This is a genomic window from Cupriavidus sp. DB3 (assembly GCF_020418465.1).
GTDB lineage: Bacteria > Pseudomonadota > Gammaproteobacteria > Burkholderiales > Burkholderiaceae > Cupriavidus > Cupriavidus cauae.
On the sequence record NZ_JAIZPL010000002.1, the window covers coordinates 115347 to 128385 of the forward strand.

Sequence of the window (13039 nt, forward strand, 5' to 3'; positions counted from 1 at the left end):
GTTCCTTTGGTGTCTTGGTTGTCTCGGGATTCGAATTCTCGAATATTGTTTTTACTTCGGCTGCGCCATGGGCACCCCTGGAATGGTACGCGCGAGCGGCCGGCCCGGGAGGCGCAGCGAAACAAGCATACACAAAATAGAACGGTCGTTCAATTTCTATTTTGGAGGAGAAATTCGCCGCTGCAGGCACAAAAAAAGCGCGCCATGCGGGGGCTGCATGGCGCGCCTTCATGGCATGCATGGTCGAAACGGAAGCGGTCGATAACAGCCGCTTCACAGCCTCTTTAGCGGCCTCTTCAACAGCCTGTTCTGGGGCCCTCAAACCTCCAACCACTCCTTGCGCACCTGCGCATTGCCCTTGAGTTCGGCCGGCGTTCCCTCGAAGACGATATGGCCGTGGCCCATCACGTAGACGCGCTGCGAGATGTCGAGCGCGATCGCCAGTTTCTGCTCGATCAGCAGCACCGAGACGCCGCGCTCCTTCAGCACCTTCAGGTAGTCGGCGACCTGGGCGACGATCATCGGCGCCAGCCCTTCGGTGGGCTCGTCGATCAGCACCAGGTCGGGGTCGCCCATCAGCGTGCGGCACAGCGTCAGCATCTGCTGCTCGCCGCCGGACAGCACGCCGGCCGGCGTGTTCTCGCGCTCCTTCAGGCGCGGGAACAGCGCGAACATGTCGTCGGTGCTCCAGCGCGGCCGGCTCTGGCGCGGATTCGGCTTCTCGCCCAGCAGCAGGTTCTGGCGCACCGTCAGCGTGGGGAAGATGTCGCGGTTCTCGGGCACGTAGCCCACCCCCAGATGCGCGATCTCGAAGGTGCGCCGCCCGAGGATCTCGTCACCGCGAAAGCGCACCGAGCCCTCGGACTTGACCATGCCGAGGATGGCCTTGGCCATGGTCGAGCGCCCGACCCCGTTGCGCCCCAGCAGCGCGACGATCTCGCCCTCGTCGATATGCAGATCGACGCCATGCAGGATATGGCTCTTGCCGTAGTAGGCGTGCAGCCCCTGCACTTCCAGCATGCGCTTGCCCATCAGTGCGCCCCCTCGCTTGCGCTTGCGCCCACCGCGCCCGCGCCTTCGCCCCCGCCTTCGCCCTCGTCCAGCGTCGTGCCCAGGTAGGCCTCCTTGACGCGGCGATCGTTGCGGATGGCCTCGGGCGTGCCGGTGGCGATCACCTCGCCGTAGACCAGCACGGAGATGCGGTCCGCCAGTCCGAACACCACGCTCATGTCGTGCTCGACCATCACCAGCGTCTTGCCCACGGTGACCTTCCGGATCAGCTCGACCGCATGGTCCGACTCCGAGCGGCTCATGCCGGCGGTCGGCTCGTCCAGCAGGATCACGTCGGCGCCGCCGGCGATGGTGATGCCGATCTCCAGCGCGCGCTGCTCCGCGTAGGTCAGCAGGCCCGACTGCGTATGACGCCGGTGCTGCAGGCCAATCAGCTCCAGCACCTCCTCGGCCCGTTCGCGCGCGTCGCGCAGCTCGGACAGCCGGTGCCAGAACGAGTACTTGTAGCCCAGCGCCCACAGCACCGCGCAGCGCAGGTTCTCGAACACGGTCAGCCGATGGAAGATGTTGGTGATCTGGAAGCTGCGCGACAGCCCCTTGCGATTGATCACGAAGGGCTGCAGGCCGCCGATCTCCTCGCCATTGAGCCGCACCGAGCCCGAGGTCGGCGCGAAGCGGCCCGAGATCAGATTGAAGGTGGTCGACTTGCCCGCGCCGTTGGGACCGATCAGCGCATGGCGCTCGCCGCGCGCGATGTTCAGCGTCACGCCGCGGATGATCTCGGTCTGGCCAAAGCGCTTGCGCACATCGGTCAGTTCCAGCGCCGCCGTGGTATCCCGCCTCATGCCGCTCCTCCCGCGATTTCCGCCTGCACCTTGTCCCAACGCAGGCGCGCCTGCCCCACCGTGAAGCGCCATGCGGCCAGCCCCACCAGCCACAGCGCGGCCGCCACGCCCCACGGCGCCAGCGTGCCGGCGTCGAACGCAATGCCGAACAGCGACATCGCGGTGCCGTTGGCGCTGTCGACCTGCACCTTGTAGACCAGCTCGACCGTCAGGATGATCGCCGCCAGCAGCACCACCCCGGCCAGCGCGCACAGCCCGTAGGACGGCAGCATCTGGCGGAACTTGCCGCGCGCCACCAGCGGCAGCTGCATCATCAGCAGGCTGGCGAGCCCGCCCGGCACGAACATCACCATCAGCACGAAGAACAGGCCCAGGTAGAGCAGCCAGGCCTTGGTCAGGTCCGACAGCGCGACCGCGAACAGCACGAACACTACCGCGCCGATGATGGGCCCGAAGAAGAAGCCGGCGCCGCCGATGAAGGCGGCCAGCAGCACGCCGCCGGAGCGCACGGCGCTGACGTTCTCCGCCGACACGATCTCGAAGTTGATGGCCGCCAGCGCGCCCGAGATGCCGGCGAAGAACGCCGACAGGATCAGCACCAGGTAGCGCACGCGCTGCGTGTTGTAGCCGATGAATTCGGCGCGCTCGGGGTTGTCGCGCACCGCGTTGGCGATGCGGCCCAGCGGCGTCTGCGTCCATGCGTACATCGCCGCCATCGACAGCAGGCACCAGATCGCGATCAGGTAATAGACCTGCCGGCCCGGCCCGAAGGTGATGCCCAGGAACGGCTCGCCGACCACGCGGTTGGTCGAGATGCCGCCCTCGCCGCCGAAGAACTCCGGGAACATCAGCGAGCTGGCGAACACCATCTCGCCGATGCCCAGCGTGATCATCGCGAAGGTCGTGCCGGACTTCTTGGTCGTCACGTAGCCGAAGATGACGCCGAAGAAGGCGCCCGCCAGGCCACCGACCAGCGGCAGCAGCGACACCGGCATCCACACCGTGCCGGCGCCGGCCATGTTCAGCACATGGACCGCGATGAACGCGCCCAGCCCCGAGTAGACCGCGTGCCCGAACGACAGCATGCCGGTCTGGCCGAGCAGCATGTTGTACGACAGCGCGAACACGATCATGATGCCCATCTGCGACATCAGCGTGATGGCAAACCCGCCGGTGAAGATCAGCGGCAGCACCAGCATCAGCAGCGCCGTGGTGCCCCACAGCACCCAGCGGCCCAGGTTCAGCGGCCGGTAGCGCATCGTGCCGCCGCTCAGCGCGGTGTCTTGCGTGCGTTGCATCGTCGATTCCATCGCCTCAGCTCTCCCGGGTTCCCATCAGGCCGCGCGGGCGGAAGATCAGCATCACGACCAGCAGCAGATACGGCAGCACCGGCGCGACCTGCGCCACCGTCAGCCGCCACAGCGAATAGAACGGCGTTTCGCTGGTCACGTTCAGCCCCAGCGAATTGAACATGCCGGCCAGCGACGCGTCGATGGTGACCGCGAACGTCTGCAGCAGCCCGATCAGGATCGACGCGATGAACGCCCCGACCAGCGAGCCCATGCCGCCGACCACCGCCACCACGAACACGATCGAGCCGACCGCCGCCGCCATCGACGGCTCGGTGACGAAGGCATTGCCGCCGATCACGCCGGCGAGGCCCGCCAGCGCGGCGCCGCCGCCGAACACCAGCATGAAGACGCGCGGCACGTTGTGGCCCAGCGCCTCGACCATCTCGGGATGCGTCAGCGCGGCCTGGATCACCAGCCCGATGCGCGTGCGCGTCAGCACCAGGTAGATCGCCACCAGCATCGCCAGCGACACCAGCATCATGAAGGCGCGGTACTTGGGGAAGGCCGAGGTGAAGACCGTGAACAGCGGGCCGTCGAGCTCGGCCGGGATCCGGTACGGCACCGCCGCCAAACCCCACACCAGCTTGACGCCCTCCTCGATCAGGTAGGCCAGGCCGAAGGTGAACAGCAGCTCGGCGACGTGGCCGTACTTGTGCACCGCCCGCAAGCCGAAGCGCTCGACCAGCGCGCCCGCCACCGCCACCAGCAGCGGCGCGACGATCAGCGCCGGCCAGAAGCCGATCGTGGTCGAGATCGAATAGGCGAAATAGGCGCCGAGCATGTAGAAGCTCGCATGCGCGAAGTTCAGCACGCCCATCATGCTGAAGATCAGCGTCAGGCCCGACGACAGCATGAACAGCAGCAGCCCGTAGCTGATGCCGTTCAACAGCGAGATGATGAAGAATTCCACAGCCAGTCCTTCCATCTGGCGCCGGGCTGGCGGCATGCGCCGCCGGCCGGCGAAGGCGAAGCGAGGGCGGGCGCGGCGGCCGTATCTGTGCCCCCAGGGGCCGGCAGCATACCACCGGCACTGGCGGGCATCGACTCCACGGGCGCGCCGCGCGTGGCGCGTCCGGAAATCAGCCTGGACGCTTCATCTGGCAGGAGGTGGGTTGGGCGGCGACATGCGCGTCCAGCACCGCGTTGGTCTTCCAGCCGTAGCCGGTGTTTTCCTGGTCGTACTTGACTTCCTTGCCGTCGACCTTGGTCCAGGTGGCGATGGTCAGCGGCTGCTGGGCCTGGTGGTCGGTCGCGCGCATCTCGACGGTGCCGTTCATGCTCTCGACCTTGATGCCCTCGAGCGCCTTGGCGACCTTGACCGGGTCGGTCGACTTGGCGGTCTGGAACGCCTTGCTGAGCATCGCGATGCCGGTGTACGAGGCCATCACGTAGAAGTCGTCGTTGTACTTCTTCTCGTAGCCCTCGATGACCTCCGAGCCGCGGAAGCCCTTGTTGTTCGGGTTGTAGTAGCCGACATAGCGCACGCGCTCGGCGCCGGCCGCGCCCATCGCGGTCGGCACGCCGGTGGTGGCCGCGTAGTAGGTGTAGAAGTTGGCGTTCAGCCCGGCGTCCTTGGCGGCCTTGATCAGCAGCGCGAGGTCGCTGCCCCAGTTGCCGGTGATCACGGTATCGGCGCCGGCCGCCTTGATCTTCGCCACGTAGGGCGAGAAGTCCTTGACCTGCGCCAGCGGGTGCAGGTCCTCGCCGACGACCTGGATGTCGGGACGCTTGCGCTTCAGATATTCCTTGGCGGCGCGCGCGACCTGGTGGCCGAACGAGTAGTTCTGGTTGATCAGGTAGACCTTCTTGACGTTCTGGTCCTGCGCCAGGTAGGTGGTCAGCGCCTCCATCTTCATGTCGGAGTTGGCGTCCAGACGGAAATGCCAGTAGTTGCATTTCGAGTTGGTCATATCCGGATCGACCGCGGCATAGTTCAGGTAGATGATTTCCTTGCCGGGATTGCGCTCGTTATGCTTGGCCACCGCGTCCTGCAGCGCCAGGCCGACCGACGAGCCGTTGCCCTGCACCACGTAGCGGATCCCCTGGTCGACCGCCTGCTTCAGGATCGTCAGGCTCTCCTGCGGCGACAGCTTGTTGTCGAATCCCACGACCTCGAACTTGTGCCCGCCGGCCCAGTTCTTCTGATTGGCCAGCTCGGCGACGTACTGCCAGCTCTTGAGCTGGTTCTGGCCGACCGGCGCCATCAGGCCCGACAGCGGATCGATGAACGCGATCTTCACCGTATCCGCCGCGGCGGCCCCCGGGCCCAGCGCAGCGAGCAATGCCACACCGGCGACGAGCGGACGCAATCTGATCATGGTTTGTCTCCTTCTCTCTTTCTCTCGTTGGCTATCGTGATGAGCGGGCGACCGGGGCTGCCGCTTGTCGCGCGGCTTTTCCCATGGGCCCGTTTGCTTCTACGGTGGCGCCACCGAGGGCGCCGCCGCTGCTGCACGTGCTCTGCGACGGCCCTGCCTCAGGCCGTCGGCAGCCGATAGTCCTTGAACTGCTCGCGCAGCTTGAGCTTCTGCATCTTGCCGGTGGCCGTCAGCGGGATCTCGTCGACGAAGGCCACATCGTCCGGGATCCACCATTTGGCGACCTTGCCCTCGAAGAAGGCCAGCAGCTCCTCGCGCGTCAGCTCGGTGCCGGGCTTCTTCATCACCACCAGCAGCGGCCGCTCGTCCCACTTGGGATGGTGGACCGAGATGCAGGCGGCCATATGCACCGCCGGATGCGCCGCGGCCACGTTCTCCACGTCGATCGACGAAATCCATTCGCCGCCGGACTTGATCACGTCCTTGCTGCGATCGGTGATCTGCATGTAGCCGTCGGCATCGATGGTGGCGACGTCGCCGGTCGGGAACCAGCCGTCGACCAGCGGCGAGCTGTCGCTGCGGTAATAGCGGTCGATGATCCACGGACCGCGCACCATCAGGTCGCCGAAGGCCTTGCCGTCCCACGGCAGCTCGCGGCCCTCGCCGTCGACGATCTTCATGTCGACGCCGTAGATGACGCGACCCTGCTTCTCCAGGATGGCCTGCTGCTGCTCGGGCGGCAGCGCCAGATGCTTGTTCAGCAGCTTGCACGTGGTGCCCAGCGGCGACATCTCGGTCATGCCCCAGGCATGGATCACCTCGACGTCGAGCGCGTTCAGCGCCTTGATCATCGCCGGCGGCGCGGCCGAGCCGCCGATCACCGTGCGCTTGAAGCTGGAGAAGCGCAGCTTGTTGGCCTGCACGTGCTGCAGCAGGCCGAGCCAGACCGTCGGCACGCCGGCCGAGAAGGTGACCTGCTCCTGCTCGAACAGCTCGTACAGCGAGGCGCCGTCGAGCTTGGCGCCGGGGAACACCAGCTTGGCGCCGACCAGCGGCACCGAGTACGGCAGGCCCCAGGCATTGACGTGGAACATCGGCACGACCGGCAGGATCACGTCCTTGGCCGAGCAGCCGAGCGCGTCCGGCAGCGCCGACGCATACGAATGCAGCACCGTGGAGCGATGCGAATAGAGCGCGCCCTTCGGATTGCCGGTGGTGCCGGATGTGTAGCAAAGGCTGGACGCGGTGTTCTCGTCGAAGCTCGGCCAGCTGTAGTCGCCGTCCTGGCTCTCGAGCAGATCCTCGTAGCACAGCAGCGGCAGCTTCGATTCGGCCGGCAGATGCGCCCGGTCGCTCATCAGCACCCAGCCCTTGACCTGCGGGCAATGCGGCGCGAGGCCTTCGACCAGCGGCAGGAAGGTCAGGTCGAAGAAGACGTAGCGGTCCTCGGCGTGATTGACGATATAGGCCAGCTGCTCGGGGAACAGCCGCGGGTTGATCGTGTGGCAGACCGCCCCCATCCCCGACACGGCGTAATAGATCTCGAGATGGCGGTAGCCGTTCCACGCCAGCGTGCCGACCCGCTCGCCGGGCTGCACGCCCAGCTTGCCCAGCGCTTGCGCCAGCTTGCGCGCGCGCAGCTCGCAATCGCGGTAGGTATAGCGGTGGAGGTCCCCTTCGGTGCGCCGCGAAACGATTTCGGTGCTGCCGTAATGGCGGGCGGCGTGGGTGATGATGGAGGAAATGAGCAGCGGCGCGCCCATCATTTGTCCCATCAATGCCATGGGAATGGTCTCCTGTATCGGTTGCCATGTCCGCCGCGGCGAGGCCGAGAAGCGAACAATCGTTCTTTTTTTAGGCCGACAAAAACCTTCCAGCGGAAGGCGTCGACAATCACGCTCGCGCTGCCCGTTCATGCACTACCCCGGTGCACTGCGGGCGTGCCAGCGGGCGACATGACGGGAAGACTGCCGGTGATGGCCGCGCCGCGATGGGAACCAGCGGGAATAAGCGGGTACAAGCGGGAACACCGGCCGCGGCGCCGCGGTCAGACCAGGGAAAATGCGGCGTGCAAGTACAATACTGCCAGCCATGTTGCACCTCAACATGTCGTTTTCCCTAGCCTGCAAGCGCACTTCCGGGCAGGCCACCGATTGCAGGCTGTTGCACCGCGCCGGTCCCAGCCCCTGCCCGACCGGCGCGTGATGCCAAGGCATTGATCTCATGTCCTCTCGTCCGTCTTCCGCTTTGCCTCCGTCGGGGTCCACTCCGGCGTCCGACGATTCCCTCGTTTTCACCGGACTCGACGCTTCGGCCGGGACGAGCGCGAATCCCGCCCCGAGCGAACCTCCCTTCTCCGTGGCGCCCGGTTTTGCCGCGCTCGGCGAGCGTTTCTTCACGCGCCTGCAGCCGACCCCGCTGCCCTCGCCCTACCTGGTCGCAGTGGCCCCGGCCGCGGCGGAACTGCTCGGCTGGCAAGCGGGCGACGCGACCAGTCCCGACCAGGCGCCACCGCTGCAGGACTTCGCCGAGATCTTCATCGGCAACCGCGTGCCCGGCTGGGCCGATCCGCTGGCGACGGTCTACTCGGGCCATCAGTTCGGCGTCTGGGCGGGCCAGCTCGGCGACGGGCGCGCGATCCGGCTGGCCGAGGCGCAGACCGCGAACGGTCCGTGGGAGATCCAGCTGAAGGGCTCGGGAAAGACGCCGTATTCGCGCATGGGCGATGGCCGCGCGGTGCTGCGCTCGTCGATCCGCGAATACCTGTGCTCCGAGGCGATGGCCGCGCTGGGCATTCCGACCACGCGCGCACTGTGCATCGTCGGCTCCGACGCGCCGGTGCGCCGCGAGACCATCGAGACCGCCGCCGTGGTCACGCGCCTGGCGCCGACCTTCATCCGCTTCGGCCACTTCGAGCATTTCGCCGCGCACGACGACGTGGCCGCGCTGCGCCAGCTGGCCGACTTCGTCATCGACCGTTTCATGCCGGAATGCCGCGACCGCGTCGGCGGCGAGACCGTCAGCCCCTACCAGGCGCTGCTGCGCGAGGTGTCGCTGCGCACCGCCGACCTGATGGCCCAGTGGCAGGCCGTGGGCTTCTGTCACGGCGTGATGAACACCGACAATATGTCGATCCTCGGCCTGACCATCGACTACGGCCCGTTCGGCTTTCTCGACGCCTTCGACGCCAACCATATCTGCAACCACTCGGACAACCAGGGCCGCTATGCCTACAGCCAGCAGCCGCAGGTCGGCTTCTGGAACCTGCATTGCCTGGCGCAGGCGCTGCTGCCGCTGTGGCTCGAGCGCGAGGACGGGCAGGCGCCCACCGAGGCCGCCAAAGAGGCCGCGATCGAGGCTGCGCATGCCGGGCTCGATCCCTTCCGCGACCGCTATGCGCTGCGCTTCTTCCAGCTCTATCGCGCCAAGCTGGGCCTGGCCAGCACCGGCATCGACGACAGCGCGGACGAGGCGCTGCTGACCGACCTGTTCCGCCTGCTGCATACCCAGCGGGTGGACTACACCTTGTTCTGGCGCAACCTCGCCCGCATCTCCTCGGCGGACGGCAGCTGCGACGCGCCCGTGCGCGACCTGTTCATGGACGGCGCCGGCTGGGACGCCTGGGCCGAGCGCTACCGTGCCCGCCTGCGCGCCGAGAACTCGGACGACGCGGCCCGCGCGGTGTCGATGCTGGCCGTCAATCCGAAGTACGTGCTGCGCAACCATCTGGCCGAGGTGGCGATCCAGCGCGCCAAGGAGAAGGACTTCAGCGAGGTGCAGCGGCTGCTGGCGGTACTGTCGCGGCCGTTCGACGAGCAACCCGATGCCGAGTCGTATGCCGCGCTGCCGCCCGACTGGGCGTCCGGTATCGAGGTAAGCTGTTCGTCCTGATCGACCTGATCGACCTGATCGCCCCGATCGTCCTGGCATCGCCCGATATTGGCCGATATAGACCGAAATCGCCCCCAAACACCGACCGTCCGATCGTCCCCCAACGAGGATCCGCATCATGCCCGTCAACAAGACCGAAGCCGAATGGCGCGCGCAACTGTCCGACATCGAATACCGGGTCACGCGCGAGGCCGCCACCGAACGCGCCTTCACCGGCCGCTACTGGGACCACTGGGAGCCCGGCATCTACCGCTGCGTGGGCTGCGGCACGCCGCTGTTCGAGTCCACCACCAAGTTCGACGCCGGCTGCGGCTGGCCCAGCTATTTCCGGCCCATCAACGGTGAGGTGATCGACGAGCAGGTCGACCGCAGCCACGGCATGGTCCGCATCGAGGTGCGCTGCAAGGAATGCGGCAGCCATCTGGGCCATGTCTTCGAGGATGGCCCCGCGCCGACCGGCCTGCGCTATTGCATCAATTCGGCTGCGCTAAAATTCGACGACCGCGAGCCCGAACCGGGCGACGCCGACGACGCCGGCAAATCCGGCAACCCTGGCTGACCCGCGGCGCCGACCCTGCGGCCAGGCCCCACGATAACGATTCCGCGATGCCGCCCGCCGGCATCGCCTTCCCCTGACGGACCCGCATGAAATTTCTGTTCGACCTGTTCCCGGTCATCCTGTTTTTCGTCACCTTCAAGCTGGCGGGCATCTTCGCCGCCACGGCGGTCGCCATCGCGGCGACCATCGTGCAGATCGGCTGGGTCTGGCTGCGCCACCGCAAGGTCGAACCGATGCAGTGGATCAGCCTGCTGATCATCGTGGTGTTCGGCGGCGCCACGCTGCTGCTGCACAACGAGACCTTCATCAAGTGGAAGCCGACCGTGCTGTACTGGCTGTTCGCGGTCGCGCTGCTGGCGTCCGCCGCGATCTGGCGCAAGAACCTGATCCGCGCCATGATGGAAAAGTCCGTCAAGCTGCCCGATCCGGTCTGGGGCCGCCTCAATACCGCCTGGGCCGGCTTCTTCGCCGTGATGGGCGTGCTGAACCTGTGGGTGGCCTACCAGTTCTCGACCGACATCTGGGTCAATTTCAAGCTGTTCGGCAGCATGGGCCTGATGCTGGTCTTCATCGTCGCGCAAAGCCTCTGGCTGTCGCGCCATATGCACGAAAACGCGCCGGAAAAAGCGCAGGAAAGCGCCCGCGATTGAGCGGGGCCATCGAACCATGAACGACGTCTCTTCTTCGTTGCCTGCCGAAGGTACCCCCCACAGCGCCGCCGGCGACACCGCCGCGCAGATCGATGCCCTGCTGCGCGCCGAACTCGCCCCCTCGCAACTGACTGTGCGCGACGACAGCGCGCTGCACGCCGGCCATCCGGGCGCCGCCTCGGGCGGCGGCCACTATCATGTCACCATCGTCAGCGAACGCTTCGCCGGCGCGAGCCGGGTTGCCCGGCATCGCATGGTGTATGATGCGCTGCGCAGTCTCTTCCCCATGCGGATCCATGCCCTGGCAGTGTCCGCATTCACCGAGCAAGAGTATTCCGCGCAATGACCATCATCCGCGCGGTGTCTGCACAAGCCTCTGCATAATCGTCCAGCCTTCCCCAGACTTCCCAACACTGATTCCATGAAGACCACTGTCCTCTCGTTCAGCCTGGCGGCTGTGCTTGCCGCTGGCAGCTTGCCCGCACTCGCCCAGAATGCCGCCGTCGTCAATGGCAAGGGCATTCCGTCGGCCAAGCTCGACAAGCTGATCGCCGGCACCGGCCAGCCGGATTCCCCGGAGCTGCGGGATCGCGCACGCAACATGCTGATCGATCGCGAACTGCTGGTGCAGGAAGCGACCAAGCGTGGCGTGACGCAAAACCCGGACGTGCAGGAGCAGCTGGAACAGGCCCGCCTGAACGTGCTGGCCGGCGCGGTGTTCGAGGACTATGTTCGCACCCACGGCACCAGCGATGCCGAGCTGCGCAAGCAGTACGACAAGATCAAGGCTCAGTTCGGCAACGGCAAGGAATACCGCGCCCGCCATATCCTGGTCGAGAAGGAGTCGGAAGCGCAGGCCATCATCGCCAAGATCAAGGGCGGCGCCAAGTTCGCCGACGTGGCCAAGGCCTCGTCGAAGGACCCCGGCTCGGCCGCCAACGGTGGCGATCTGGACTGGGCCAGCAGCAACAGCTATGTGCCCGAGTTCTCGGCCGCGATGGCCGGCTTGAAGAAGGGCCAGATGACCGAGACCCCGGTCAAGACGCAGTTCGGCTGGCACGTGATCCTGCTCGAGGACGAGCGCGAGACCAAGATCCCGACCTTCGAGGAAGCCAAGCCGCAGCTGCAGCAGATGCTGATGAGCGACCAGAACTGGCAGCGCGAGCAGTTCCAGTCGATGATGAAGTCGCTGCGGGACAAGGCCAAGATCCAGTAAGGCTGCCTGCCCTGGCGCCCCGGTCAAGGCCGGGCGTCGACGAGAAAACCGGCGCTTCATGCGCCGGTTTTTCTTTGGGGCCTTTGGCCTTTGGCCTTGGGTCTTGGGCCTTGGGGCCTCGGGCCCTTGCCGCCCAATGCGGGCATTCGCCCCGCGCGATCTCCGCCCCCTACTTCGTCTCGATCTTCACCGCGATGCCGTCCTCCGTCACGGTGATCGCGCCGGGCTCGACCTGCTTGCCGTTGACCTGCAGTTCCTCGGGCTTGAAGGTGTGCAGCGGATAGTCCTTCAGCAGTTCCTGCGCCACCAGATTGCCCACCGCATTGAGCTGCGCGCTGTATTGGCCCGGCACGCCGTCGACCTGGACCTGCTCGACGGTCGGGTTGTCGAGCAGCACGGCACGCTTGACGGGGTCGTAGCGCAAGCCGCTGTTCAGGGCCAGCGTGCCATTGACCGGCGGCGCCGGCAGCAGGCTGTTGGTCAGTTGCGCGTCGACCTGCGTGGTGATCCGGTTGCCCACCGCATCGAGCGTCAGCCGCGGCCGGGTCAGCCGGACGTCGAGCACCTGGGCATAGCGCAGCGTCGCCGGAAAGCGGCCTTCGACGGCGCGCTGCAGCTCCTGCCTGGTGAAGGTGTATTCGCCCGTCCAGATGTTGTAGCCGGCAAGGGCCGCGCCGGACAGGACGCCAAGGCCCAGTGCCGCGGCGGCGGCCGTGGCCGCCAGGGGTCGCCGGATGCCCCGGCGGCGGCCATGCGAAGAGATCGAAGACATGCGCGATGCTGGAGTGGTCACCTCGGTCAGACCCGGGCGGCGTCCCGGCGTTCCACCATCGGCAAATCAGCGCCGTGGGCGCTCAGTAATGCGGCGGGATTTCCTGCACCGATCCGTCGGCGGCGGTGCCGGTGGCCGCGGGCAACTGCTGGTAGAGCGCCTGCATCTGCTCCTGCAGCAATTCGATCTGCCGCTGCTGCCTGGCGACGGTCAGGTTCAGCGTTTCCAGCAGGTCTTCCTGGAAGGCCAGCTTGACCTCCAGCTCGGTGATTCGCGATTCCATGAGGTCCTCCAATGCCAGATGTCAGACATGCGCGCAGGCATGTGCCCGCGGGGCGCGCATTGTACCGGACCGGCGCACCGGTCCGGGCGCAAGCGCGGGCGGGTTGTCAGCACATCATAGAGCGTGTACGCTAGCGCGAGTC

13 protein-coding genes are annotated in these 13039 nt (G+C 66.5%); 5 read left to right on the forward strand and 8 right to left on the reverse strand.

The window, feature by feature from the left end; all coding sequences use genetic code 11:
* Nucleotides 1–318: 318 nt before the first annotated feature.
* From K7G19_RS06255 to K7G19_RS06280, 6 genes are all read right to left on the reverse strand, one after another.
* Entirely contained in the window at nucleotides 319–1032 is a 714-nt protein-coding gene (locus K7G19_RS06255) for an ABC transporter ATP-binding protein (protein ID WP_149318800.1), read from the reverse strand.
* Nucleotides 1032–1856, reverse strand: coding sequence for an ABC transporter ATP-binding protein (locus K7G19_RS06260; RefSeq protein WP_149318801.1), 825 nt, complete (start codon nucleotides 1854–1856; stop codon nucleotides 1032–1034). Before K7G19_RS06260 ends, K7G19_RS06255 begins: the two co-directional genes overlap by 1 nt.
* The gene (locus K7G19_RS06265; RefSeq protein ID WP_149318802.1) at nucleotides 1853–3166 is read right to left on the reverse strand and encodes a branched-chain amino acid ABC transporter permease; all 1314 of its coding nucleotides are present in this window, start codon (nucleotides 3164–3166) and stop codon (nucleotides 1853–1855) included. Before K7G19_RS06265 ends, K7G19_RS06260 begins: the two co-directional genes overlap by 4 nt.
* Nucleotides 3167–3170: 4 nt before the next feature.
* Complete coding sequence (locus K7G19_RS06270) at nucleotides 3171–4118, reverse strand: branched-chain amino acid ABC transporter permease (RefSeq protein WP_150082973.1); 948 nt, start codon at nucleotides 4116–4118, stop codon at nucleotides 3171–3173.
* A 169-nt stretch (nucleotides 4119–4287) separates the two neighbouring features.
* Nucleotides 4288–5526 (reverse strand): branched-chain amino acid ABC transporter substrate-binding protein, encoded by a 1239-nt coding sequence (locus K7G19_RS06275; RefSeq protein WP_149318803.1) that lies wholly within the window; start codon nucleotides 5524–5526, stop codon nucleotides 4288–4290.
* 158 nt (nucleotides 5527–5684) lie between these two features.
* On the reverse strand, nucleotides 5685–7310 hold the full coding sequence (locus K7G19_RS06280; RefSeq protein WP_226106456.1) for a 3-(methylthio)propionyl-CoA ligase: 1626 nt from the start codon (nucleotides 7308–7310) through the stop codon (nucleotides 5685–5687).
* A gap of 439 nt (nucleotides 7311–7749) precedes the next feature.
* On the opposite strand from K7G19_RS06280, the gene K7G19_RS06285 reads away from it, so the two are divergent.
* The 5 genes from K7G19_RS06285 (at nucleotide 7750) to K7G19_RS06305 (ending at nucleotide 11842) form a co-directional block, all read left to right on the forward strand.
* Nucleotides 7750–9417 carry a YdiU family protein gene (locus K7G19_RS06285; RefSeq protein WP_370639502.1) on the forward strand — a complete coding sequence of 556 codons (1668 nt, stop codon included), beginning with the start codon at nucleotides 7750–7752 and terminating at the stop codon, nucleotides 9415–9417.
* A 118-nt stretch (nucleotides 9418–9535) separates the two neighbouring features.
* Complete coding sequence (msrB, locus tag K7G19_RS06290; protein ID WP_149318806.1) at nucleotides 9536–9976, forward strand: peptide-methionine (R)-S-oxide reductase MsrB; 441 nt, start codon at nucleotides 9536–9538, stop codon at nucleotides 9974–9976.
* Between the two features lie 86 nt (nucleotides 9977–10062).
* Entirely contained in the window at nucleotides 10063–10626 is a 564-nt protein-coding gene (locus K7G19_RS06295) for a septation protein A (RefSeq protein WP_149318807.1), read from the forward strand.
* Between the two features lie 16 nt (nucleotides 10627–10642).
* The gene (locus tag K7G19_RS06300; RefSeq protein ID WP_223819562.1) at nucleotides 10643–10972 is read left to right on the forward strand and encodes a BolA family transcriptional regulator; all 330 of its coding nucleotides are present in this window, start codon (nucleotides 10643–10645) and stop codon (nucleotides 10970–10972) included.
* A gap of 75 nt (nucleotides 10973–11047) precedes the next feature.
* Complete coding sequence (locus K7G19_RS06305) at nucleotides 11048–11842, forward strand: peptidylprolyl isomerase (protein ID WP_149318808.1); 795 nt, start codon at nucleotides 11048–11050, stop codon at nucleotides 11840–11842.
* 169 nt (nucleotides 11843–12011) lie between these two features.
* Here the strand turns inward: K7G19_RS06305 and K7G19_RS06310 are convergent, their stop codons facing one another.
* Nucleotides 12012–12614, reverse strand: coding sequence for a DUF1439 domain-containing protein (locus K7G19_RS06310; protein ID WP_149318809.1), 603 nt, complete (start codon nucleotides 12612–12614; stop codon nucleotides 12012–12014).
* An 82-nt stretch (nucleotides 12615–12696) separates the two neighbouring features.
* Nucleotides 12697–12897 (reverse strand): SlyX family protein, encoded by a 201-nt coding sequence (locus K7G19_RS06315; protein ID WP_149318810.1) that lies wholly within the window; start codon nucleotides 12895–12897, stop codon nucleotides 12697–12699.
* Nucleotides 12898–13039: the final 142 nt, after the last annotated feature.